The 23,347-nt window shown below is 50.1% G+C and carries 22 protein-coding genes; 7 read left to right on the top strand and 15 right to left on the bottom strand.

Annotated elements, in window-relative coordinates; translation table 11 throughout:
- Positions 1 to 153: 153 nt before the first annotated feature.
- The 6 genes from odhB to sdhC all read right to left on the bottom strand — a co-directional run bounded on the left by odhB (position 154) and on the right by sdhC (position 7,742).
- Positions 154 to 1,371, bottom strand: coding sequence for a 2-oxoglutarate dehydrogenase complex dihydrolipoyllysine-residue succinyltransferase (gene odhB, locus D9736_RS20130; RefSeq protein WP_130214980.1), 1,218 nt, complete (start codon positions 1,369 to 1,371; stop codon positions 154 to 156).
- 14 nt (positions 1,372 to 1,385) lie between these two features.
- Positions 1,386 to 4,187 carry a 2-oxoglutarate dehydrogenase E1 component gene (gene sucA / locus D9736_RS20125; RefSeq protein ID WP_001181473.1) on the bottom strand — a complete coding sequence of 934 codons (2,802 nt, stop codon included), beginning with the start codon at positions 4,185 to 4,187 and terminating at the stop codon, positions 1,386 to 1,388.
- 311 nt (positions 4,188 to 4,498) lie between these two features.
- Positions 4,499 to 5,215, bottom strand: a complete 717-nt coding sequence (gene sdhB, locus D9736_RS20120) for a succinate dehydrogenase iron-sulfur subunit SdhB (RefSeq protein ID WP_064528883.1) — start codon at positions 5,213 to 5,215, stop codon at positions 4,499 to 4,501.
- A gap of 15 nt (positions 5,216 to 5,230) precedes the next feature.
- A complete protein-coding gene (gene sdhA, locus D9736_RS20115; RefSeq protein ID WP_130222244.1) occupies positions 5,231 to 6,997 on the bottom strand; it encodes a succinate dehydrogenase flavoprotein subunit in 1,767 nt (588 codons plus the stop codon).
- Entirely contained in the window at positions 6,997 to 7,344 is a 348-nt protein-coding gene (gene sdhD, locus D9736_RS20110) for a succinate dehydrogenase membrane anchor subunit (protein ID WP_130259025.1), read from the bottom strand. Before sdhD ends, sdhA begins: the two co-directional genes overlap by 1 nt.
- Complete coding sequence (sdhC, locus tag D9736_RS20105; RefSeq protein ID WP_165383175.1) at positions 7,338 to 7,742, bottom strand: succinate dehydrogenase cytochrome b556 subunit; 405 nt, start codon at positions 7,740 to 7,742, stop codon at positions 7,338 to 7,340. Before sdhC ends, sdhD begins: the two co-directional genes overlap by 7 nt.
- 380 nt (positions 7,743 to 8,122) lie before the next feature.
- On the opposite strand from sdhC, the gene D9736_RS20100 reads away from it, so the two are divergent.
- The 6 genes from D9736_RS20100 (at position 8,123) to D9736_RS20075 (ending at position 15,041) form a co-directional block, all read left to right on the top strand.
- Positions 8,123 to 8,230, top strand: coding sequence for a hypothetical protein (locus tag D9736_RS20100; RefSeq protein ID WP_130222246.1), 108 nt, complete (start codon positions 8,123 to 8,125; stop codon positions 8,228 to 8,230).
- 204 nt (positions 8,231 to 8,434) lie between these two features.
- Positions 8,435 to 9,718, top strand: coding sequence for a citrate synthase (gltA, locus tag D9736_RS20095; RefSeq protein ID WP_130259024.1), 1,284 nt, complete (start codon positions 8,435 to 8,437; stop codon positions 9,716 to 9,718).
- Between the two features lie 389 nt (positions 9,719 to 10,107).
- A complete protein-coding gene (locus D9736_RS20090) occupies positions 10,108 to 10,674 on the top strand; it encodes a fimbrial protein (RefSeq protein WP_130259023.1) in 567 nt (188 codons plus the stop codon).
- Between the two features lie 100 nt (positions 10,675 to 10,774).
- Positions 10,775 to 13,234, top strand: a complete 2,460-nt coding sequence (locus D9736_RS20085; protein ID WP_165383174.1) for a fimbria/pilus outer membrane usher protein — start codon at positions 10,775 to 10,777, stop codon at positions 13,232 to 13,234.
- A 14-nt stretch (positions 13,235 to 13,248) separates the two neighbouring features.
- Positions 13,249 to 13,983: a molecular chaperone gene (locus D9736_RS20080; protein ID WP_130259021.1), complete on the top strand. Its 735-nt coding sequence runs from the start codon at positions 13,249 to 13,251 to the stop codon at positions 13,981 to 13,983.
- Entirely contained in the window at positions 13,980 to 15,041 is a 1,062-nt protein-coding gene (locus D9736_RS20075; protein WP_130214992.1) for a fimbrial protein, read from the top strand. The genes D9736_RS20080 and D9736_RS20075 overlap by 4 nt, the downstream gene beginning before the upstream one ends.
- Before the next feature lie 225 nt (positions 15,042 to 15,266).
- On the opposite strand, the gene D9736_RS20070 is transcribed toward D9736_RS20075, so the two are convergent.
- Genes D9736_RS20070 through D9736_RS20035 form a run of 8 tightly spaced genes read right to left on the bottom strand, consistent with a single transcriptional unit; the run spans position 15,267 to position 22,095 of the window.
- Positions 15,267 to 16,577: a TRAP transporter large permease gene (locus D9736_RS20070; protein WP_130222249.1), complete on the bottom strand. Its 1,311-nt coding sequence runs from the start codon at positions 16,575 to 16,577 to the stop codon at positions 15,267 to 15,269.
- On the bottom strand, positions 16,577 to 17,038 hold the full coding sequence (locus D9736_RS20065; RefSeq protein WP_130259020.1) for a TRAP transporter small permease: 462 nt from the start codon (positions 17,036 to 17,038) through the stop codon (positions 16,577 to 16,579). The genes D9736_RS20070 and D9736_RS20065 overlap by 1 nt, the downstream gene beginning before the upstream one ends.
- Positions 17,039 to 17,097: 59 nt before the next feature.
- Positions 17,098 to 18,066, bottom strand: a complete 969-nt coding sequence (locus D9736_RS20060) for a C4-dicarboxylate TRAP transporter substrate-binding protein (RefSeq protein WP_130222251.1) — start codon at positions 18,064 to 18,066, stop codon at positions 17,098 to 17,100.
- 27 nt (positions 18,067 to 18,093) lie between these two features.
- Positions 18,094 to 19,290 (bottom strand): UxaA family hydrolase, encoded by a 1,197-nt coding sequence (locus D9736_RS20055; RefSeq protein WP_130259019.1) that lies wholly within the window; start codon positions 19,288 to 19,290, stop codon positions 18,094 to 18,096.
- Positions 19,290 to 19,601, bottom strand: a complete 312-nt coding sequence (locus D9736_RS20050) for a UxaA family hydrolase (RefSeq protein WP_130259018.1) — start codon at positions 19,599 to 19,601, stop codon at positions 19,290 to 19,292. Before D9736_RS20050 ends, D9736_RS20055 begins: the two co-directional genes overlap by 1 nt.
- 14 nt (positions 19,602 to 19,615) lie before the next feature.
- Complete coding sequence (locus tag D9736_RS20045) at positions 19,616 to 20,371, bottom strand: SDR family NAD(P)-dependent oxidoreductase (protein ID WP_000991075.1); 756 nt, start codon at positions 20,369 to 20,371, stop codon at positions 19,616 to 19,618.
- Positions 20,372 to 20,382: 11 nt separating this feature from the next.
- Positions 20,383 to 21,396, bottom strand: coding sequence for a zinc-binding alcohol dehydrogenase family protein (locus D9736_RS20040; protein WP_130259017.1), 1,014 nt, complete (start codon positions 21,394 to 21,396; stop codon positions 20,383 to 20,385).
- 12 nt (positions 21,397 to 21,408) lie between these two features.
- Positions 21,409 to 22,095: an RraA family protein gene (locus tag D9736_RS20035; RefSeq protein ID WP_033546392.1), complete on the bottom strand. Its 687-nt coding sequence runs from the start codon at positions 22,093 to 22,095 to the stop codon at positions 21,409 to 21,411.
- Positions 22,096 to 22,357: 262 nt separating this feature from the next.
- Here D9736_RS20035 and D9736_RS20030 point away from each other — a divergent pair, with 262 nt between their 5' ends.
- Positions 22,358 to 23,071, top strand: coding sequence for a FadR/GntR family transcriptional regulator (locus tag D9736_RS20030; RefSeq protein ID WP_130259016.1), 714 nt, complete (start codon positions 22,358 to 22,360; stop codon positions 23,069 to 23,071).
- Between the two features lie 39 nt (positions 23,072 to 23,110).
- Here the strand turns inward: D9736_RS20030 and D9736_RS20025 are convergent.
- On the bottom strand, positions 23,111 to 23,347 hold a 237-nt coding region (locus tag D9736_RS20025; protein ID WP_130259015.1), incomplete at its 5' end, for a zinc ribbon domain-containing protein.

Raw genomic sequence — 23,347 nt, 5'->3', positions numbered from 1 at the left:
ATCGCTTGTCGGATGCGGCGCTTGCGCCTTATCCGACCTACATTGGTGCTCCCCGTAGGCCTGATAAGACGCGTCAGCGTCGCATCAGGCATCAATTACCGGAGAAGGCGATAATGTCTTATCCGGTCTACAGTGCAGGTGAAACTTAAACTACTACACGTCCAGCAGCAGACGCGTCGGATCTTCCAGCAACTCTTTGATCGTTACCAGGAAGCCCACGGATTCGCGACCATCGATCAGACGGTGATCGTAAGACAGCGCCAGATACATCATCGGCAGGATCTCAACCTGACCATTCACCGCCATCGGACGATCTTTGATAGCGTGCATACCCAGAATTGCGCTCTGCGGCGGGTTGATGATCGGCGTAGACATCAGGGAACCGAACACACCACCGTTGGTGATGGTGAAGTTACCACCGGTCAGATCTTCAACCGTCAGCTTGCCGTCACGGCCTTTGACTGCCAGCTCTTTGATTTTCTTCTCGATGTCTGCCATGCCGAGGGTATCGACATCACGCAGAACCGGCGTCACCAGGCCGCGCGGCGTAGAAACCGCCATGCTGACGTCGAAATAGTTGTGGTAAACCACGTCATCGCCGTCGATAGACGCGTTCACTTCCGGGTAACGTTTCAGGGCTTCAACCACCGCTTTCACGTAGAAGGACATAAAGCCCAGACGGATGCCGTGACGTTTTTCAAACGCTTCACCGTACTGCTTACGCAGATCCATAATCGGCTTCATGTTGACTTCGTTGAACGTGGTCAGCATGGCGGTGGAGTTTTTCGCTTCCAGCAGACGCTCTGCCACACGCTTACGCAGGCGAGTCATCGGGACACGTTTTTCGCTACGTGCAGCCAGAACCGGTTGCGCCGCCGGAGCAGCCGCTGCCGGTGCAGACTCTTTCGCCGGGGCTTTCGCCAGATGTTTTTCCACATCTTCACGGGTCAGACGACCACCCACACCGGTGCCTTTAATGGCGCTGGCGTCGAGGTTGTGTTCAGCCAGCAGGCGACGGATCGCCGGGCTTAACGCATCGTTGTTTTGCTCTTCCAGAGACGCCTGCTGGCGTTGCGCCGGAGTGGACGCTTTCTCTTCAGATTTGGCGCTGGTTTCTTTACCGGCGCTGTTGCCTTCACGCAGGCGACCAAGGATCTGACGAGACGTTACCGTTGTACCTTCATCTTCCAGAACCGCATCCAGAATGCCGTCTGCTGATGCCGGTACTTCCAGTACCACTTTGTCAGTTTCGATTTCTACCAGCACTTCATCACGTACGACTGCGTCGCCGGGTTTTTTATGCCAGGTTGCGACGGTGGCATCGGCTACGGATTCAGGCAGGTCAGGGACCAGAATATCTACGCTACTCATTGTGTATCCTTTATTTATTCGACGTTCAGCGCGTCATTAACCAGATCTTGTTGCTGTTTCTGGTGAACGGACATATACCCTACCGCCGGAGAGGCGGAGGCCGGGCGGCCTGCATAACGCAGAGAAGCCCCAAACGGAATCACTTCACGGAAATGATGCTGGCTGCAGTACCATGCGCCCTGGTTGAGCGGCTCTTCCTGGCACCAGACAAAATCCTTGACGTGAGCAAACTGCTGCAACACTTCCTGCATCGCTTTATGCGGGAACGGGTAGAGTTGCTCGATACGCACAATGGCGACATCGTGTTGATTGTTCTTACGACGTTGTTCCAGCAGGTCGTAATAAACCTTACCAGAACACATCACTACGCGCTTCACGCCCTTCGGATCAAGCTCGTCGATTTCACCGATGGCTGGCAGGAAGGTGCCGTTCGCCAGTTCTTCGAGGCTGGAAACCGCCAGCGGATGACGCAGCAGGGATTTCGGCGACATCACGACCAGCGGACGACGCATCCCGCGCAGCGCCTGACGACGCAGCATGTGGTAAACCTGTGCCGGGGTAGACGGTACGCAAACCTGCATGTTTTGCTCAGCACAAAGTTGCAGATAACGTTCCAGACGCGCGGAGGAGTGCTCCGGCCCCTGCCCTTCGTAACCGTGCGGCAGCAACATCACCAGGCCACACATCCGGCCCCATTTCTGTTCGCCAGAGGAGATGAACTGGTCGATAACCACCTGTGCGCCGTTGGCGAAGTCACCGAACTGCGCTTCCCAGATGGTCAGGGTGCGTGGTTCTGCGGTGGCATAACCGTATTCAAACGCCAGCACAGCTTCTTCAGACAGTACGGAGTCCCAGACACGGAACGCGCCCTGCCCGTTATGGATATGTTGCAGCGGCGTGTAAGTGGAACCGTTGGACTGGTTGTGGATCACCGCGTGGCGGTGGAAGAAGGTACCGCGACCGGAGTCTTCACCCGACAGGCGAACCGGAATGCCTTCGTCAACCAGCGTGGCGTAAGCGAGGTTTTCCGCACCGCCCCAGTCGAACAGTTTCTCACCGGCAGCCATCGCCTGGCGATCGCCATAAATCTTGGCAACGCGAGACTGCATTTCAACCGCTTCCGGCACCGTACTGATGCGTTTAGCCAGTTCCTGCAGGCGCTTCATCTCAACTTTGTTCGGGTACTCTTCGTCCCATTCGTGGTTGAGGTACGGCGACCAGGTGAAAGAGTGCATGTTCATCGGACGCCACTCTGCTACAACGCAATCGCCAGCATCCAGCGCATCGCGGTACAGGTTAACCATCTCGGTGGCATCTTCCAGCGTCGCCACTTTTTCCTGCTCCAGCTTGTCAGCGTAGATTTTGCGCGGCGTTGGATGTTTTTTGATTTTCTGATACATCAGCGGCTGGGTTGCGCTCGGCTCGTCGGCTTCGTTGTGGCCATGACGGCGGTAGCATACCAGGTCGATGAAGACATCACGTTTAAAGGTGTTACGGAAATCGAGCGCCAGACGGGTCACAAAGGCAACGGCTTCCGGATCGTCCGCGTTAACGTGGAAAATCGGTGCCTGAACCATCTTACCGATATCAGTACAATACGGCGTCGAACGGGCATCCAGCGGGTTAGAGGTGGTGAAGCCAACCTGGTTGTTGATAACGATACGTACCGTACCGCCAACTTCATAACCACGCGCTTTCGACATGTTCAGAGTTTCCTGAACCACACCCTGCCCGGTTACTGCGGCGTCACCGTGGATGGTGATTGGCAGCACTTTGTTGCTGCTCGGCTCATCAAGTCTGTCCAGACGAGCGCGAACAGAACCGATAACTACCGGGCTTACAATCTCAAGGTGAGACGGGTTAAACGCTAGCGCCAGGTGCACCAGGCCGCCATCGGTCTGGAAGTCAGACGAGAAGCCCATGTGGTATTTCACGTCACCCGTGCCGAGGTGTTCTTTATGTTTACCGGCAAACTCGTCAAACAAGTCTTGCGGTTTTTTACCCAGCACGTTCACCAGTACGTTCAGACGACCACGGTGCGCCATCCCGAGAACCACTTCGCGGGTGCCGCTGTTGCCCGCGTGGCGGATCATCTCTTTAAGCATCGGGATTAACGCGTCACCGCCTTCCAGCGAGAAGCGTTTTGCGCCAGGGAATTTTGCACCGAGGTAACGTTCAAGGCCTTCAGCGGCGGTCAGTTCGCTTAAGAAGCGTTTTTTCTCTTCGCTATTGAAAGTCGCGCGACCAGACTCGATACGCTGTTGGATCCAGCGTTTTTCTTCGGTGCTGGTAATGTGCATATACTCGGCGCCAATCGGGCCGCAGTAGGTTTGCTTGAGAGCTTCCAGCAACTCGCCGAGTTTCATGGTTTCTTTGCCGCTGGCAAATGAACCGACGTTGAAGGTCTCCTGGAAGTCTGCTTCGGTCAGATCGTGGAAAGACGGATCCAGATCGGCCACTTTATCTTGCTGCCACAGTCCCAGCGGATCGAGATTCGCATGCTGGTGACCACGGAAGCGGTATGCGTTAATGAGCTGCAGGACTTTAACCTGCTTCACATTGGTGTCAGGGTCGGAGATCGTTGAAGAGTAACGTGAAGCGTCTTTCGCCAGGCGGCGGAAATATTCACGCGTTTGAGAGTGGAATTGATCCGGTTTGACTCCCGTACCAGGTAACTGCTGGAACGTCGAACGCCAGTTAGCGTCAACCGAGTCAGGATCGGTTAAGAAGTCTTCATAGAGCTGTTCTATCCAGCTCTGGTTTGCGCCAGAGAGGTAAGAAGAGTCCAACCAGGCTTTCAAAGCGCTGTTCTGCATCGTGATCCCTTAAGCATCTTTTTTATGCTTACTTCGCCGTGGATACTACCACGCACATTTCATATCAGATGTGCGTGCCGGGGTTCACTTGTTGCGGACTTGTCGTGTTTTCTGCGTCCGCTAAGGAACCTTTAAAAACTGTCTTAGTGTCAGGGGCAGTTTTTAAAGATTTCCTGCATTTCTTTGTTACGCCTGATGCACTGCGCTTATCAGGCCTACGGGTAATGACTTGTAGGCCGGATAAGGCGTTCACGCCGCATCCGGCTCTGGTTGCCTGATGCGACGCTTGCGCGTCTTATCAGGCCCGGGGTTTATGCATTACGTTGCAACAACATCGACTTGATATGGCCGATGGCGCGCGTCGGGTTCAGCCCTTTCGGACATACACTGACGCAGTTCATGATGCTGTGACAGCGGAATACACTGAATGCATCACTCAAACCGTCGAGGCGCTCGTCAGTCTCGGTATCACGGCTATCGATCAGGAAACGATATGCCGCTAACAAGCCTGCCGGGCCGATAAACTTATCGGGATTCCACCAGAAAGACGGACAAGAGGTTGAACAACATGCGCAGAGAATACATTCATACAGCCCGTCGAGTTTTTCGCGCTGCTCTGGCATCTGTAAATGCTCACGAGCTGGCGGATTTTGCCCATTATTCAACAGGTAAGGTTTGATTTTCTCATATTGCGCATAGAATTGTCCCATGTCTACCACCAAATCGCGGACAACCGGTAAACCAGGTAACGGGCGAATTACAATTTTCTTACCCGGCTGGTTGAGTGCCGAAATTGGGGTAATACAGGCCAGACCATTCTTACCGTTCATGTTCAGACCGTCGGAACCACATACCCCTTCACGACAGGAGCGACGGAACGACAGGCTGGGATCTTTCTCTTTCAACTGGATAAGCGCATCCAGCAGCATCATGTCGCGACCTTCATCCGCTTCCAGGGTGTAATCCTGCATACGCGGAGCATCATCAACATCCGGGTTATAGCGATAAATTGAAAACTCGAGTCTCATTTTCCTGTCTCCGCATTAGTAAGTACGAATCTTCGGCGGGAATGCCGGGCGCAGTTTCGGTTCCATGTTGACGCTTCGGCGCGTCATGGATTCCGACTCTGGCAGATACAGGGAGTGGCACAGCCAGTTTTCATCATCGCGATCCGGGAAGTCGAAGCGGCTATGCGCGCCACGGCTTTCGGTACGGAAGTTGGCAGAAACAGCCGTTGCATACGCCGTTTCCATCAGGTTATCCAATTCCAGGCACTCAACGCGCTGGGTGTTGAACTCACTTGAAGTGTCATCCAGACGGGCATTTTTCAGACGCTCGCGGATCACTTTCAACTGCTCAAGCCCTTTCGCCATCGCATCACCTTCACGGAAGACCGAGAAGTTATGCTGCATACATTCTTGCAGTGCTTTACGAATCGCCACCGGATCTTCACCGTTACGGTTGTTGTTCCAGCGGTTCAGACGATCGAGAGAAGCTTCAACATCAGACTCGCTGGCATCGCGCAGTGCGCCCTGCTCGGCGATAGACTCTTGCAGATGCAGGCCAGCCGCACGACCAAATACCACCAGGTCCAGCAGCGAGTTGCCGCCCAGACGGTTTGCGCCGTGTACGGATACGCAGGCAATTTCACCTACCGCGAACAGCCCAGGGATCACCACATCTTCGCCTTTCTCGTTCACGGTCAGCGCCTGACCGGTCACTTTGGTCGGAATACCGCCCATCATGTAGTGACAGGTTGGGATTACCGGAATCGGCTCTTTCACCGGATCAACGTGAGCGAAGGTGCGGGAGAGTTCAAGGATGCCCGGCAGACGGGATTCAAGAACTTCTTTACCCAGGTGGTCGAGTTTCAGTTTTGCGTGTGGCCCCCACGGACCATCACAACCGCGACCTTCACGGATTTCGATCATGATGGAACGCGCCACCACGTCACGGCCCGCCAGGTCTTTGGCGTTCGGCGCATAACGCTCCATAAAGCGTTCGCCATGTTTGTTCAGCAGATAACCGCCTTCACCACGGCAACCTTCGGTGACCAGTACGCCCGCACCGGCAATACCGGTCGGGTGGAACTGCCACATTTCCATATCCTGTACCGGTACGCCTGCACGGATAGCCATGCCGACACCGTCGCCAGTGTTAATGTGGGCGTTGGTGGTGGACTGATAAATACGCCCTGCCCCGCCAGTCGCCAGCACAGTCGCGCGAGCTTTGAAGTAAACCACTTCACCAGTTTCGATGCACAGTGCGGTACAACCGACCACCGCGCCATCGGCGTTTTTCACCAGATCCAGCGCGTACCATTCGGAGAAAATAGTGGTGTGGTTTTTCAGGTTCTGCTGATAAAGCGTGTGCAGCAGTGCGTGACCGGTACGGTCGGCAGCCGCCGCAGTACGTGCCGCCTGCTCGCCGCCGAAGTTTTTCGACTGGCCGCCAAACGGACGTTGATAGATACGACCATCATCAAGACGCGAGAACGGCAGGCCCATGTGTTCCAGCTCCAGAATCGCTTCCGGCCCGGTTTTACACATATATTCAATCGCGTCCTGGTCACCGATATAGTCCGACCCTTTTACGGTGTCGTACATATGCCATTCCCAGTTATCTTCATGGGTGTTACCCAGCGCAACGGTAATACCGCCCTGCGCAGAAACAGTATGGGAACGGGTCGGGAAGACTTTAGAGAGCAGCGCACAAGTCTGGCCGCTCTGGGAAATCTGTAGCGCCGCGCGCATACCTGCGCCTCCGGCACCAATCACAACTGCATCAAATTCTCTGACTGGCAATTTCATCACACACCCCACACCACAACGAATCCATAAATCACGTAAACCACCAGTGCAACGACAATCACCAGTTGCAGAATCAGGCGCACGGCCAATGGTTTAACGTAGTCGGTCAACACCTGCCACATGCCGATCCAGGCATGGATCAAAATGGAAAACAGTGCCAGCAGAGTGAAGACTTTAGTGAACGCAGAGGCAAAGAAACCACTCCAGACGTCATATGTCAGTTCGCCACTGATAGCAAAAAAACCGACCATATAAATGATGTAAAGCGTCAGGACGATAGCAGTAGCGCGAACGAGGATGAAATCATGTACGCCATTGCGTCCTAATGCGGAGGCGTTGCTTACCATACGAGGACTCCTGCAAGAATTGAAAGCACGACAGTAATGACAAAGGAGATTTTGGCAGAGCGTTTACCCGCTTCGAATGTTTCTTCCAGATAGCCAAAATCCATCATCATGTGGCGAATACCTACGACGACGTGATATGCCAGAGCGGTAAGGATGCCCCACATGATAAATTTCACGAAGAAGCTGCCCATAATGGCGGAAGCTTGCTCGAAACCTTCAGGGGAAGAGAGGCTGGTACCCAGAAGCCACAGCAGGATGCCCACTGCAACAAACGTAATCACACCGGAAACGCGATGAAGAATGGACGCTATCGCCGTGATGGGGAACCGGATGGTCTGTAGGTCCAGATTAACAGGTCTTTGTTTTTTCACATTTCTTATCATGAATAACGCCCACATGCTGTTCTTATTATTCCCTGGGGACTACGGGTACAGAGGATAACTTTCTGTTACCTGGAGACGTCGGGATTTCCTTCCTCCGGTCTGCTTGCGGGTCAGACAGCGTCCTTTCTATAACTGCGCGTCATGCAAAACACTGCTTCCAGATGCGAAAACGACACGTTACAACGCTGGGTGGCTCGGGATTGCAGGGTGTTCCGGAGACCTGGCGGCAGTATAGGCTGTTCACAAAATCATTACAATTAACCTACATATAGTTTGTCTGGTTTTATCCGGAACAGTGATCTGGGTCACGATAACAACATTTATTTAATTTTTAACCATCACATTTGACAATCATTCAACAAAGTTGTTACAAACATTACCAGGAAAAGCATATAATGCGTAAAAGTTATGGGGTCACTATTTCACCTGAGATTAACTTATGTAACAGTGTAGAAGTATTGACCAATCCATTCGAGACAGTTATTAGTGATAGACAGGTTTAATAATTCGGATTGCTAAGTGCTTGATTCGCCGTTTATTCGTCATCAATGAATTCTTTACCTGCAAGCGCCCAGAGCTCTGTACCCAGGTTTCCTCTCTTCCACAGAGCGGCGAGCCAAATAACAAACGGGTAAAGCCAGGTTGATGTGCGAAGGCAAATTTAAGTTCCGGCAGTCTTATGCAATAAGGCGCTAAGGAGACCTTAAATGGCTGATACAAAAGCAAAACTCACCCTCAATGGGAACACAGCTGTTGAACTGGATGTGCTGAAAGGCACGCTAGGTCAAGATGTTATCGATATCCGTACGCTTGGTTCAAAAGGCGTATTCACCTTTGACCCTGGTTTCACTTCAACAGCATCCTGCGAATCTAAAATTACTTTTATTGATGGTGATGAAGGTATTTTGCTGCATCGTGGCTTCCCGATCGATCAGCTGGCAACCGATTCTAATTACCTGGAAGTTTGCTACATCCTGTTGAATGGTGAAAAACCAACCCAGGAACAGTACGACGAGTTCAAAACTACAGTAACTCGCCATACCATGATCCACGAGCAGATTACCCGTCTGTTCCATGCTTTCCGTCGCGACTCGCATCCGATGGCGGTCATGTGCGGTATTACCGGTGCGCTGGCGGCGTTTTATCATGACTCTCTGGACGTCAATAACCCGCGCCATCGTGAAATCGCCGCGTTCCGCCTGTTGTCGAAAATGCCGACCATGGCAGCAATGTGCTACAAATACTCCATCGGGCAGCCATTTGTTTACCCGCGTAATGACCTCTCCTACGCCGGTAACTTCCTGCATATGATGTTCTCCACGCCGTGCGAACCGTATGAAGTCAATCCAATTCTGGAACGTGCTATGGACCGTATTCTGATCCTGCACGCGGACCACGAACAGAACGCCTCTACTTCTACCGTACGTACCGCAGGTTCTTCGGGCGCGAACCCGTTTGCTTGTATCGCGGCAGGTATTGCCTCTCTGTGGGGACCAGCACACGGCGGCGCCAACGAAGCTGCACTGAAAATGCTGGAAGAAATCAGCTCGGTTAAACACATTCCGGAATTTGTTCGTCGTGCGAAAGACAAAAATGACTCTTTCCGTCTGATGGGCTTCGGTCACCGTGTGTACAAAAACTACGACCCGCGCGCCACTGTCATGCGTGAAACCTGCCATGAAGTGCTGAAAGAGCTGGGTACCAAAGATGACCTGCTGGAAGTGGCCATGGAGCTGGAAAACATCGCTCTGAACGACCCGTACTTTATCGAGAAGAAACTGTACCCGAACGTCGATTTCTACTCGGGTATCATCCTGAAAGCGATGGGTATTCCGTCTTCCATGTTCACGGTCATCTTTGCGATGGCACGTACCGTTGGCTGGATTGCTCACTGGAGCGAAATGCACAGTGAAGGAATGAAAATTGCCCGTCCGCGTCAGCTTTACACTGGTTACGAAAAACGCAACTTTAAAAGCGACATCAAGCGTTAACCATTGATTGCCTGACAGTAAATCCTTCTAACCCGTCTTTTCTATGGCGGGTTATTTTTATTTGCCTAAACACAAAAAATTGTAAAGATAAAATCCATTATCGGACCAACATAGATATTGTAAAAAAAATAACACTACTCATTTTATGAGCAATTTAATGATTTTTTATTACCCCTTCCAGACAGCAACATTTTTAACTTCATGAAAATGAGGGAAATCTCTAATAAACCCGCATCCTTTTCATCAAACAATTAATTCACCGCATCAATTAATTAGCCTTGTATTTAATACAGTTAACAATGTTTTTAAATAAAACTAAAAACATTTGATATTCAAGTAAGTTATTCTGGTATCGCTATACTTTTTCTATTTCCTCTAAGGACTCCGTTATGTTTAAAGGACAAAAAACACTGGCGGCGCTGGCCGTATCTCTGTTTATTTCAGCCCCTGTTTATGCTGCTGATGAAGGTTCTGGTGAAATTCACTTTAAAGGTGAAATTATTGAAGCACCTTGTGAAATTAAGCAAGAAGACATTGATAAACAAGTAAATCTTGGTGAGGTGACCAAGAACCGCATCAACCAGGATCATCACAGTGCATTAACGCCTGTCGATATTCATTTAGTTAACTGTGACCTGCCAAGTTCCGATAACGGTTCAGGTACCGCAGTATCAAAAGTCTCGGTAACCTTTGACAGTTCAGCGAAAACAATGGGAGCCTCCCCGATGCTCAGTAACACCAGTGCTGGTGAGGCCACAGGTGTTGGCGTGCGCTTAATGAACAAAGACCAGTCCAACATCACTCTGGGTTCAGAAAGTCCAGATATTGGGCTGGAACCAACAGCCACAGAACAAACCCTGAACTTCTTCGCCTGGATGGAGCAGATTGATAACGGTATTCCCGTGACGGCGGGTGAAGTCACTGCCAACGCGACCTATGTGCTGGATTATAAATAATCACCGCGTCGTCATTGATTAATCTGTACATATGACAGCGTGTGTGGTTATACGTATTACGGCGGCAAGTTAGCCGCCTTTCTTCAAATATTTATCAGGTATGGATGCCGTGAATATTTACCGACTTTCTGTTTTATCCTGCCTGACAATGGCTATCCCCTCTGCATTGGCAGTGGAGTTTAACCTTAACGTCCTTGATAAATCGATGCGCGATAGCGTTGATATTTCTCTGCTCAATGAAAAAGGCGCTATCGTTCCCGGTGATTATTTTGTTAGCGTCGTTGTTAATAATATTCAAATCAGCAGTGGGCAAACTATTCGCTGGCAAAAAGCCAACGACAAAACAATTCCTTGTATCAATGATTCCCTGTTGAGTAAATTTGGCCTTAAAGAAAAAATCCGCCAGACATTGCCGCAGGTTAATCAGTGTTTTGATTTTAGCAGCCTGCCGGAAATCAACTTTACGTTTGATCAGACCAACCAACAACTTAACATCACGATTCCACAAGCCTGGCTGGCATGGCATTCCGACAACTGGGCGCCGCCTGAAACATGGGATGCCGGAGTTTCGGGTATCTTGCTGGACTACAACCTGTTTGCCAGCACTTATCGCCCGCAGGAAGGGAGCAGTAATACCAATCTGAATGCTTACGGTACAACGGGTATTAACGCCGGAGCATGGCGGTTGCGTAGCGATTACCAGCTCAACCAATCCGACAATGGTGATGTGCACGATCGATCCGGGGCTATTTCCCGAACCTATCTGTTTCGCCCACTACCACAAATAAGCTCCAGATTAACCCTTGGCGAAACCGATCTCAGCTCCAATATTTTTGACGGTTTTTCGTATACCGGTGCAGCCCTGACCAGCGATGACCGAATGCTTCCCTGGGAATTACGCGGATACGCACCGCAAATTAGCGGCGTGGCGCAAACTAACGCCACCGTCACCATAAGTCATACCGGACGCGTAATTTATCAGAAAAAAGTCCCGCCTGGCCCGTTTATCATTGATGACCTGAATCAGTCAGTTCAAGGCACACTGGATGTCAAAGTGGCGGAGGAAGATGGTCGGGTCAATAATTTCCAGGTATCCGCAGCATCAACGCCTTTTCTGACCCGCCAGGGGCAGGTGCGTTATAAACTTGCAGCGGGTCGTCCGCGTCCTTCTTTGTCTCATCATACTGAAAACGAAACGTTTTTAAGTAATGAAGTTTCCTGGGGGATGCTATCCAATACTTCACTGTATGGCGGGTTGATTCTCGCCGGGGACGATTATCATTCTGGCGCGCTGGGTATCGGGCAAAATATGCTGTGGCTGGGGGCGCTCTCCTTCGACGTCACCTGGGCTAAAAGTCGTTTTGATAATCAACCGGACGAGAAAGGTTACAGTTATCGCTTCAACTACAGTAAACGGATAGATGCCACCGACAGTCTTCTTTCGATAGCGGCATATCGTTTCTCCGACCGCCATTTCCATAGCTACGCCAATTATATCGATCATAAATACAATGACGCTGATGCTCAGGATGAAAAAAAGACAATCAGCCTTTCCGCCGGGCAACCCATTACACCGCTGAATCTCAACCTGTACGTCAACGTGTTGCGTCAAACCTGGTGGAATGCGGAGTCCTCCACAACCGCCAATATTACCGCTGGCTTCAACGTTGATATCGGTGACTGGAAAGATATTTCCGTCTCAACCTCATTTAACACCACGCATTACGAAGACAAAGCTCGTGATAACCAGATTTACCTGTCCATTTCATTGCCTATTGGTAACGGTGGCCGCATTGGTTATGACATGCAGGACAGTAAAAATAGTACCTCGCACCGCATGTCGTGGAACGATACCCTGGATGACCGTAACAGTTGGGGAATATCGACCGGGCTGCAATCTGACCGACCTGACAATGGCGCACAGGTTAGCGGCAATTATCAGCATCTTAGTTCTGCGGGCGAGTGGGATCTGTCTGGCACGTACGCCGCTAATGATTACAGCTCTGCCAGCACCAGTTGGAGTGGTTCCTTTACTGCTACACGCTATGGCGCTGCGTTTCATCGCCGTAGCTCCACCAACGAACCTCGTCTTATGGTTAGTACAGACGGTGTAGCCGACATTCCGATTCAGGGTAATCTCGACTACACCAACCGCTTTGGCATTGCGGTCGTACCGTTTGTCTCCAGTTACCAACCCTCGACTGTCGTGGTCAATATGAACGACTTGCCCGACGGCGTCACGGTATCCGAAAACGTGGTCAAAGAAACCTGGACGGAAGGCGCGATCGGCTATAAAGCGCTGGCTTCACGTTCTGGAAAAGATGTCAACGTCATCATCCGCGACTCCAGTGGTCATTTCCCACCACTCGGCGCCGATATCCGGCAAGAAGGAAGCGGAATCAGCGTCGGAATGGTGGGGGAAGATGGCCACGCCTGGTTAAGTGGTGTGGGTGAAAGTCAGCGATTCACAATACTTTGGGGTGATAAACAGCGTTGTTTAATTCAGCTTCCTCAGCACCTGGAAGATATGAGTAAACGTCTGATTCTCCCCTGTCATTAATTAAGGAAAAGACAATGACAATTTTTAAAGGAATGCCCCTTATTCTGCTGATCGTGAGCTTATGCAACCATGCCGCCTTACAGCCCGATCGCACTCGTATCGTGTTTAACGCCAAAGATAAAGCGACCAGCCTGCGGATTGAAAATCGCAGCGATAAACTTCCCTATCTCGCATACTCATGGATAGAAAATGACAAAGGGGATAAAAGCGATGATTTCCTCGTAGCCTTGCCACCAATCCAACGTCTGAAAGCGAAAGCGACATCGCAGGCGCGTATCGTCAAGCAATCTTCCACTAGCCAATTGCCGACCGATCGTGAGTCGCTGTTTTACTATAATCTGCGCGAGATTCCCCCCGCCCCGGAAAAAGCAACCGGTCATGCCATTCTTCAGGTTGCTATCCAGAGCCGTATAAAGTTGTTCTGGCGGCCCGCCGGATTACGCAAAAAATCGGGCGAGCATGTGGAATTACAGTTACAGGTCAGCCAGCAGAATAATCAGCTTACCCTGAAAAACCCGACCCCTTATTACCTGACCATCGCCTATCTTGGCCGCGATAAAAAAGGCATTCTGCCCGGCTTTAAAAGTACGCTCATAGCGCCTTTTGCTTCGGCAATCGCCAGTACGGGTAACTATAACGGCAACCAGTTTTATCTTGGCTATATGGATGACTATGGCGCGTTACGTATGACGACGCTCAACTGTCAGGGGCAATGCAAAATGCAGCGCGTGGTGGAGGATAAACAATGAGTATAAGCAAAGGACTGTTACTCATTGCCTGCTTGTTATTTCTGCCCTTAAAAAACGCGTTGGCGCTGGACTGTTATTTTGGCGCCTCAGGCGGCGCAGTGGAAAAATCAGAAACGATTATGCCATTCGCCGTCCCGGCTAACGCCAAACCGGGAGATAAAATCTGGGAATCCGATGATATTAAAATCCCCGTCTATTGTGATAACAATACCAACGGTGATTTCGAAAGTGAGCATGTATACGCGTGGGTAAACCCCTACCCCGGCATGCAGGATCGTTACTATCAGCTCGGTGTAACCTATAACGGCTCTGATTATGACGCCAGCCTCGGAAAAAGCCGTATCGATACTAACCAATGTATCGACAGTAAAAAAATTGACATGTATACGCCAGAGCAAATAATCGCAATGGGATGGCAAAATAAAATTTGCTCTGGTGATCCTGCAAATATCCGTAAATCGCGAACGTTCATGGCGCGTATGCGCCTGTACGTCAAACTACGCGAAATGCCGCCACACGATTATCAAAGCACCCTTAGCGATTACACTGTCGTACAATTTGATGGCGCTGGCAGCGTCAACGAAGATCCCTCGGCTAAAAACCTGAAATATCACATCTATGGGCTGGAAAATATTCGCGTTCTTGACTGCAGTGTCGACTTCGCCATTACCCCCAATAATCAGGTCATCGATTTTGGTAAATTTAACGTGCTGGATATTCGCCGTCACAATATGACAAAAACGTTCTCTATCAAAACGACCAAAACCCAAAATGCTGAGTGCACTGATGGCTTCAAAGTCAGTTCTTCGTTTTATACCGAAGAAACACTGGTGGAAGGCGATCAGGCGCTGCTCGTGGGTAATGGGCTACGACTGCGTGTGCTGGATGAAAATTCTTCACCCTATACATTCAATAAATATTCTGAATACGCCGACTTTACCAGCGACATGCTGGTCTATGAAAAAACCTATACGGCAGAGCTGTCATCCATAAGCGGCACACCCATTGATCCCGGCCCCTTTGATACCGTGGTGCTGTTCAAAATTAACTACAACTAAATTCTATTCACGCGGATAAAACGTTGTGTGTATCACTGTCGTTATATTGTTATCAACGTTCTGGCCTTCTGGTCAGAACGTTTTCTAACCAGCATATACTCTAAATTATTTTAAAAAACACCCCATCGGTTGACCATAGAAAAAATAATGCAAAAGCCTCCTGGTAAAATACCCCCGAAAAAATCACGGGGGTCATACTCAATCAAAGGGTATTACATTTATTGTTCAAACCAGCAGTAAAGATATTGCCGGAATATAGGTAATGACCAACAGAAGTAAAATCAGACTTATCAGTAGTGGCACCGCTTCTCGCATAAATTGCCCGACAGAAACCTGTACGGTATTACATACCAGCAGCATCACCGTTCCGACAGGTGGTGATAACGTTCCTAACGATAAGTTGAGGATCATGATGATGCCAAAATGCACCGGATCAATGCCAAAATGCGCCACTACTGGTTTGAGCAACGGCACTAATATCAGCAAGATGGCACTGCCTTCAAGGAACATGCCAAGCACCAGCAGCAATAGATTAATAATCAATAAAAAGACGTATTTATTATCGGTCAGAGAGGTCACAAACTCCGCAACTGTTATACCGGCCCGCTCAAGGGAAAATATCCAGCCCAGCGCCGCACTCGCCATAATGATTAACATGACCGATGCCGTGGAACGCGCCGTCTCAGAGAGTGCAGTAAATACATGGCTGATTTTCAGTTCGCGATAAATTACAAAACCAATAAACATCACCAATAATACTGCTACAGCTCCGGCTTCTGTTGGCGTGAAGATATTTGCCCGAATGCCGCCGATAACCGCAACGATTAAAAACAGTGCAGGCCAGGCCTGCACCAGCGCCACTGACACTTCTTTCGGTTTTGGCCAGTGTTCGCTGGAAGGTTTTAATCCGCGACGAATAGCCACCAGCCATACGGTGACAATCAACATAGCGGAACACAGCAGACCGGGCAGGATCCCGGCCATAAACATGGAACCGATGGAGACATCCGCCACCAGTCCATACAGGATCAGCGCAATACCCGGTGGAATGATTGGTGTAATCAGCGAACCACAAGCCGTTATCGCCGCCGCAAAGCCACGGGAATAGCCTTTCTGTTCCATTTCCGGCACCATCATGCGCGATAACATCGCGGCATCCGCCAGGTTTGAGGCGCTGACGCCGCCCATCATGGTACTGACCAGAATATTAGCCCCACCCAGACCACCGCGCATTCTGCCAATCAACACGTTGGCAATTTGCAAAATACGTGCGGCAATACCGGTATAGCTCATTAACGTGCCTAATAAGATAAAAAATGGAATAGCTAACAGCGAAGGAGTTTGCGTCGTGGCAATCAAACGCTGAATTGCCACCATTAACGGTACGTTTGAATAGCAAAGGAAGTAGGTCAGAATGCCGCAAAACATCGCCAGCCATACCGGCATATTAATAAATAAACAGATGAACATCAGCGGAATGATCATCAGCCAGTTATCCAGCCAACTTCCCGCCAGTAATTCACTCAATGCGGTCATTATTCACCTTCCTTGTTGGGTGTTTTCTTGATCAGGTGTAAGGCGGTAAAACAGGCGACACCGATAGCGCCAACCGTGACGGCAATATCGATCCAGAACCAGGATATTTTTAATATTTGTGTTGTTTTAAATGCTGTCCCGGCAGCTAATTTCCATGCAGACCAGGCCATAACAACCAGCAAAATAATAGATATCAGAGAGACAAATAAGGTTAATACGCGTTGCCAGCGAGGTGTAAGTGCATCAGCTAAAAATGGAATAGACAAATGAGTATTATCTCTTTCAGCAACAACGGCACCGAACATCACCACCCAAACCATTAATAAACCGGAGATTTCTTCTGTCCATTGTAATGGCATATTAAATACGTAGCGCATGATTACCGCGCCAATGGTTATTATCACTAATAAAAAGAGCGTTAATACTGCGGCAACTTCAATTACTTTCCCTAAAAGACGCATACACACCTCTGCTCTTAACGGTCGGTGCCGAAACACCGACCTGTCCTTGTGCCATGAAGTTATTTCAGCTGTTGCTGAATAGTGTCATATAACCCCGGGGTCCATTCCGGGAATTGTTGGTACACTTTTAAGGCTTTTTCTTTGAAAGGAGCCACGTCAGGATAGATAATTTCTACGCCCTGCTCCTGCATGGTTTTCAACATTGCTGCATCCTGCTCAGTGGTAATTTTCTGGCTATATAAACCAGCTTCATACGCTGTCTGGTGAATAATATCTAACTGCGCAGGTGTCAGGGTACTGAAAAACGCTTCGCCACCCAACCATAATGATGTATTGGTCAGATAGTTCACCATTGACAGATATTTCGCCTGCTCATGCAGTTTTTGCCCATAGAGAACAGAAACCGGGTTTTCCACACCATCGATCATTCCCTGAGTCAGCGCCGGATAAACGTCTCCCAGCGGCATCGGTGTTGGCGTTGCGCCCATCGCTTCAATGGCCTTAATCTGCATGACGTTATTCGGTACGCGAATCTTCATTCCTTTCAGGTCTTCCGGTGTACGAATTGGTTTTTTAGCAATGATCTGCCGGGTACCGTACAGATAGTTGCTCATGACAATATGCACACCTTTTTCCCGCAGCTTTTGTTCTTTCTGTTTAAACCAGTCGCTGGCATAAATCGCAAACAGTTTCTGCGGATCGTCGGTTAAATAAGGCCCAAATAATATTCCCAGGTCTGCATCATAGTCAGTTAAAAAACCAACATCACTGATGGTGATAATATTCATCCCCATCAACGCTTGCTCTGTAATATCTTGTTTAGAACCTAATTGTGAACTTGGATAAAGTTCGAAAACAATATCTCCATTGCTTTTTTTCTTCACAAGTTCTGCCCAGTGCTTCACTACTGTATCCGCTGGCTCGCCGGGGTTACTTTCATAGGCGATTTTGATAGTGACCGGTGCGGCATTCAGCATCGGACTTAATAAAGCGAAAAGAAATAAAAAGGGCGTCAGTAATTTTTTCATTATTATTACCTGTAAGAGCTTTATCGATTAACGGGGATCTGCCCGACAGACTGCACTTTTGCTGTAATCAAATGCTTTATACGTTAAAACAAACTCCTGATGTTCCAGTCGTTCTGCGGCACAATATTGACCGTTGGCGACATGTTCAATCACCTGCATAATATCGTCTGCAATATCGTCGAGCGTTGCGCCTTCGCTAATTACACGACCGGCATTAACGTCCATATCGTCAGATAAATGCTCCCACGTCTGTGGGTTATTACACACTTTAATAATGGGTGCGATCACGGAACCAATAACTGAACCGCGACCTGTGGTAAATAACACCATATGACAGCCAGAGGCGATAAGTTCCAGTGCTTCTGATGAGTCATTAATATTCGGATAACCAAAACGAGGTTCACCATCAGGCACCACGTCCATCAACCAAAGCCCAGGAAAGGGCGTTTGTTGCGTCGGTAAAATAACGCCAGCAATCAGCGCATCACCCGATTTGGTATATGCCCCGAGGGATTTTTCTTCCTGCGTGGTTAAGCCACCTTCGGCATTACCATTGGAAAAACTCCCCAGCCCCATCAAACTGTAATAACGCTCTGCTTTTGTCATTGCCGCTTCGATGGCATCACGTGCCTGCGGACTACCCGCTCGCGACATCATATGTTGCTCACAACCAAGCAACTCACCGCTTTCTTCAAAAATGCAGGTAGCCCCTTTCTCCAGCAACTGGTCAAAGGCACGCCCTACTGCCGGATTGCCCGTGATACCACTGGTGCCATCGGAACCACCGCAGATAGTGCCAACCACCAGGTCACTCCAATTCAGGGTGCAACGCGGTGTATCCGCAAGCTGTTCCCGCATTTCAGCGACCAATTGCTTACCCAGCGTAATGGTGTTGGTCGTACCTTTATTTTCCTGAATGACCAGCGTATGGCACGGTCGCCCACTTTCTCGTACTTCTTGCTCCAGCCGACGGCGATCAAAATTCTCGCATCCCAGCGAAATAATCAGTACGCCGCCGACGTTGCTATGAGTCGCCAGATTTTTCACCAGCCGATAGCCGTAATCGCTGGGATAACAACCTGAAAAACCAAAATACTGCACATCGTGACAAGGAAATCCTTCGGCAATTTTTTTAGCAACATGGCTGGCACACTCCACCATGAAGATTACCTGCACAGTATTACGAATACCCGGTCGACCCTTTTGCCGTACATAACCTTCCATTATGCTTTTTCCTCTGGCTGATAGCCGGCATCATCATGATGAAAAATGGCGATGGCATTGCTGGCAAGATTATGGGAATGCACATGCTCACCCATGACAATATCGCGAGTGGCATGTCCGATAATGGCACCGTATTTCAGAATCGAATCACCATTGTTCAGCGCTTCGCAGGCCAGTTTGTGACCCAGCGTGACGGAACTACAGGCCACCATTTCCCCCTCATCCCACCAGACAATATTGCCACTGGCGATGTCATTCAGCGCGACCACGCAGTTATCTCTGGCATGAAGCTTTAACGCACGTTTGCGCATAATTCCTCCGTACATCAGAAGCCGATCAATGCGCCGCCATCTACCACCAGCACCTGACCACTGACAAACGCCGCTGCGTCTGAAGCCAGATAAACAGCAGCCCAACCGATATCTTCCGGCTTGCCGAATTTTTTCATCGGTGTACGACCAAGGATTTTGTTACGGCGTTCGTCATCACCTTCAATGGCCTTACGCAACATTGGTGTATCGATCCAGCCTGGCGCAATACCGTTGACGCGAATCCCATGAACGGCAAGCTCCGTGGTCATACCGCGAATCATGCCGAGATAGGCTGACTTCGCAGCGCTGTAGCCAGTAACCAGAGGCTGCCCAAGAAATGAGGTCATAGAGGCGGTAAACAGCACACAACCTTGACCGCGTTGTTTCATATGCGGCACCAGCGCTTTGGTTAACGCAAATGCACCGACCACGTGAACGTCGAGCACTGACTCAAAATCACTGACGCTCATCTCTTCAATCGGTTTTTTGCAGTGATTGCCTGCGTTATTGACCAGGATATCGATAGCCCCGTGTTCGCTAATAAGCGCATCAACTTTTTCCTGCGCGGCTGCGGTATCCCCGACATCCATTTGTATCCAACTGGCCTGCGAACCTAATGTTCCAGCGGTCGCTTGCGCCAGCTCGCCGTTCAGGTCAGCAATAATGACCTTCGCCCCGCTGACTATCATGCATTTCGCCATTGCCAGCCCCAGTCCACTGGCCGCCCCTGTAATCAACGCGGTTTTGTTATGTAAAGAAAAAGCATTCATGGTGTCGCTCCTTAAAGGTCAATGAGGATTTTGGTATACGCGCCGGGATCACTTGCCCAGTCGCTAAAAGCGTGATCAGCCTGTTCCAGCGGGTAGTGAGCACTCACCAGATTGCTGACCGGATAACGCCCGGACTCCATCAATGCCAGCACGGTCCGAAAATCTGCCACGGTGGCATTGCGCGAACCTCGGATATCCAGTTCTTTCATCAGGAACTGCGCACTCTGATAACTCACTGGCTGTTTGGCGTAACCGACATAAACCACACGACCGCTAAACGCCACCAACCCTGTAGCCTGTTCAATGGTTTGTTGATTACCCACCGCTTCAATCACCACTTCCGGGCCGCGACCGTCATTTAACAGCGCCAATTCTGCCGCCACGTCACATTGCTGCGAATTAAGAAAACGTTGCGCACCGCACTCTTGGGCAATGTTCTGCTTGCGATCATCAATATCGATAGCAATTACGCGCGCGCCCATGGCGGATGCCGCGGCGATAGCGCCAAGGCCAATTACCCCACAACCGATAACTGCGACCCATTCACCCACGTTAATTTGCGCACGTCTGGCCGCATGTAGTCCCACGGCCAGCGGTTCTACCAGCGCTAACTCATCAACACTTAAGGCATTACAGACAATGACTTTATGTGCAGGCATCGTCAGTTGTTGCGCCATCCCACCCTGACGTTGCACACCGAGAGTTTGGTTGTTCTTACAGGCGTTAGGACGACCGCTCAGACAGGAGCTGCACACACCACACTCAGTGCACGGCAGTACGACCACCCGGTCACCTGGCTTGATCGCACCCGCCATATCGCCAGTTGCCAGCACCGTGCCGCCAATTTCATGCCCCGGAATACAGGGATAATTAACCAGCGGATTCAGCCCCCGCCAGGTATTGAGGTCAGAGCCACACAGCCCGACACGCTCAACATTGATAAGCACTTCTCCTTTCCCGCAGACAGGTTCGGGGATATCAACAAATCGCGCCTGACTTCCCTGCTCTATTGTTAATGCCTTCATTCGTTGCTCTCCTTACATTACGCCGAAGGTTTCAAAGGCCTGTACCGTGCTCATGCCATCACTGATGGCTTTGCGCACTTCACTTTCAGTTGCCACTTTTTCCAGAGCCTGGGTAATAACTTCTTTCTCAACGACCTGGGGAATAATCAGTAATCCGTCACGATCGCCAAACACGATATCGCCCGGATTCACCCGCACACCGTGAAATTCAATGGGTACGCCGAAGTCGATGACCTTGCCGCGCGGACCTTGATCCTGTGCGTAAGTGCCATGACAAAAGGTGGGAAATTTAAGTTCAAGAATTTCAGCAGAGTCACGGGCGTAACCATCAAGTACCGCACCTGCTGCTTTCAGATGCATGGCACGGGTCGACATCAACCCGCCCCACAACGCATAGCGCAGAGAGCTGCCCGTAGTGATGTAAACATCGTTCTCTTTGAGGGCATCCAGCGCTTCAAACATGATGCCAAACGGTTTTTCGCCGATCGCCGTCTTACCCGACGTCGATTTGGTTTCGTAAACGTCCGACTCCAGCACCGGCATTGCCCGGCCTGCCACCACCATATTCACATCCAGCGGCTTGATTGCCGGAGAAACAAACTGGTGCATATAGCCCAGCGTGTCGAGAATATCGCCAACCACGGCGGTAAATAGCCGGGTTTTCATCAACGCAAAAAGTTCGTTATCACTCTTCCACATCACATTTACCTGTAAGCCTGTTTAACAGGTTTACAGGGTAAGGAGAAAAAGCGCACAATACTGAGAAGGGCGTCACGAAAAAGTTGTGTATTTACTATTTCTTCGCCACTCTTTCACACAATATGTCTTTGATTCGCACTGCATGGCGGGCGCACAGGCGCAGTAGTCTATTGATAATCAAGGGTTCTGGAGGAAAATATGAAGGATACAGTCCCGGTATTCTGGATTTTACCGACCAGGAAAAAGTACAACAGGAGTAAAAATGAGTGAGAGTGCGTTATTGACCAGCGTAACGTTATCGTCACAGGTCAAAAATCATATTCTTAATCTGATCGCCGAACAAAAATTGACACCGGGGATGCCAGTTCCCAGTGAAGTTCAGTTGATTCAGAAATTGGGTGTCAGTCGGGGTATTGTGCGTGAGGCCTATCGTTCACTTGCCGCCCTGGGGATTCTGGAAACGCACAGCGGTAAAGTGCCACGAATCAAAAAATTTGATGATGAAGTGCTGCGCGTAGTATTTGGATTTGCCCTGGCGACCGAACAAGTGACAACAGAGCAAATTCTTCAAGTACGCCGCTGGCTGGAGTTGGGCGTCGTGGAAGCAGCTGCCCGTAATGGCGAAGAGGAAGATTTTGCCAGTCTGCGCGCCGAAATGGCGCAAATTCGCGAACAGTTCGATGATGTTGAAAGCTTTATCACCCATGATATCCGCTTCCATCAGTTACTCGCCGTTGCCTCAAAAAATCCGCTTTTTATGATGTTATTGCAGGCATTACATCAGCAGTTGCGGCAATCCATCCAGGAAGGCTTAAGCGCCCAAAGCGATCAGAAAGAGTATGGCAATCACATCATCACACTACACCAGAAAATCTGCGACGCTGTGTGTGCCAGAGATGTCGAAACGGCGACTCAGGCCATGAAATCACACTTCGACAGCCCGGTCAGTGCACTGATCAATAATTCCTCGCCTTGACATCCTCCACGCCCTGAATGACGAGGATCCCTGCTACGTTCAGCCTGTCGCCTGAATCATTTCGGTGGGTTCCTGCTTCAACGGGCGGCCTGACTGCACCATCCCTCCACAGGCAAGAACGGCGTGCCCCGCCGCTAAAATGTTACGAGCGCCGTTTACATCGGCGTTCGCTGTATATCCACATACCTGGCATCTGAATTTACTTTGTGACAGGCGATTTTCTTTCGCTGTATGACCACAGCACGCGCAACGCTGGCTTGTGTACGCTGGCGGAAC

Source organism: Escherichia sp. E10V10, assembly GCF_004211985.1.
Lineage (GTDB): Bacteria > Pseudomonadota > Gammaproteobacteria > Enterobacterales > Enterobacteriaceae > Escherichia.
The sequence above is the reverse complement of the archived record's forward strand: the minus strand, read 5'-3'. Positions and strand labels throughout refer to the sequence as shown.

Bases quoted from the DNA above. Each gene is read 5' to 3' on its own strand.
- odhB (WP_130214980.1), bottom strand. From the start codon at position 1,371: ATGAGTAGCGTAGATATTCTGGTCCCTGACCTGCCTGAATCCGTAGCC.
- sucA (WP_001181473.1), bottom strand. From the start codon at position 4,187: ATGCAGAACAGCGCTTTGAAAGCCTGGTTGGACTCTTCTTACCTCTCT.
- sdhB (WP_064528883.1), bottom strand. From the start codon at position 5,215: ATGAGACTCGAGTTTTCAATTTATCGCTATAACCCGGATGTTGATGAT.
- sdhA (WP_130222244.1), bottom strand. From the start codon at position 6,997: ATGAAATTGCCAGTCAGAGAATTTGATGCAGTTGTGATTGGTGCCGGA.
- sdhD (WP_130259025.1), bottom strand. From the start codon at position 7,344: ATGGTAAGCAACGCCTCCGCATTAGGACGCAATGGCGTACATGATTTC.
- sdhC (WP_165383175.1), bottom strand. From the start codon at position 7,742: ATGTGGGCGTTATTCATGATAAGAAATGTGAAAAAACAAAGACCTGTT.
- D9736_RS20100 (WP_130222246.1), top strand. From the start codon at position 8,123: ATGCGTAAAAGTTATGGGGTCACTATTTCACCTGAGATTAACTTATGT.
- gltA (WP_130259024.1), top strand. From the start codon at position 8,435: ATGGCTGATACAAAAGCAAAACTCACCCTCAATGGGAACACAGCTGTT.
- D9736_RS20090 (WP_130259023.1), top strand. From the start codon at position 10,108: ATGTTTAAAGGACAAAAAACACTGGCGGCGCTGGCCGTATCTCTGTTT.
- D9736_RS20085 (WP_165383174.1), top strand. From the start codon at position 10,775: ATGGATGCCGTGAATATTTACCGACTTTCTGTTTTATCCTGCCTGACA.
- D9736_RS20080 (WP_130259021.1), top strand. From the start codon at position 13,249: ATGACAATTTTTAAAGGAATGCCCCTTATTCTGCTGATCGTGAGCTTA.
- D9736_RS20075 (WP_130214992.1), top strand. From the start codon at position 13,980: ATGAGTATAAGCAAAGGACTGTTACTCATTGCCTGCTTGTTATTTCTG.
- D9736_RS20070 (WP_130222249.1), bottom strand. From the start codon at position 16,577: ATGACCGCATTGAGTGAATTACTGGCGGGAAGTTGGCTGGATAACTGG.
- D9736_RS20065 (WP_130259020.1), bottom strand. From the start codon at position 17,038: ATGCGTCTTTTAGGGAAAGTAATTGAAGTTGCCGCAGTATTAACGCTC.
- D9736_RS20060 (WP_130222251.1), bottom strand. From the start codon at position 18,066: ATGAAAAAATTACTGACGCCCTTTTTATTTCTTTTCGCTTTATTAAGT.
- D9736_RS20055 (WP_130259019.1), bottom strand. From the start codon at position 19,290: ATGGAAGGTTATGTACGGCAAAAGGGTCGACCGGGTATTCGTAATACT.
- D9736_RS20050 (WP_130259018.1), bottom strand. From the start codon at position 19,601: ATGCGCAAACGTGCGTTAAAGCTTCATGCCAGAGATAACTGCGTGGTC.
- D9736_RS20045 (WP_000991075.1), bottom strand. From the start codon at position 20,371: ATGAATGCTTTTTCTTTACATAACAAAACCGCGTTGATTACAGGGGCG.
- D9736_RS20040 (WP_130259017.1), bottom strand. From the start codon at position 21,396: ATGAAGGCATTAACAATAGAGCAGGGAAGTCAGGCGCGATTTGTTGAT.
- D9736_RS20035 (WP_033546392.1), bottom strand. From the start codon at position 22,095: ATGTGGAAGAGTGATAACGAACTTTTTGCGTTGATGAAAACCCGGCTA.
- D9736_RS20030 (WP_130259016.1), top strand. From the start codon at position 22,358: ATGAGTGAGAGTGCGTTATTGACCAGCGTAACGTTATCGTCACAGGTC.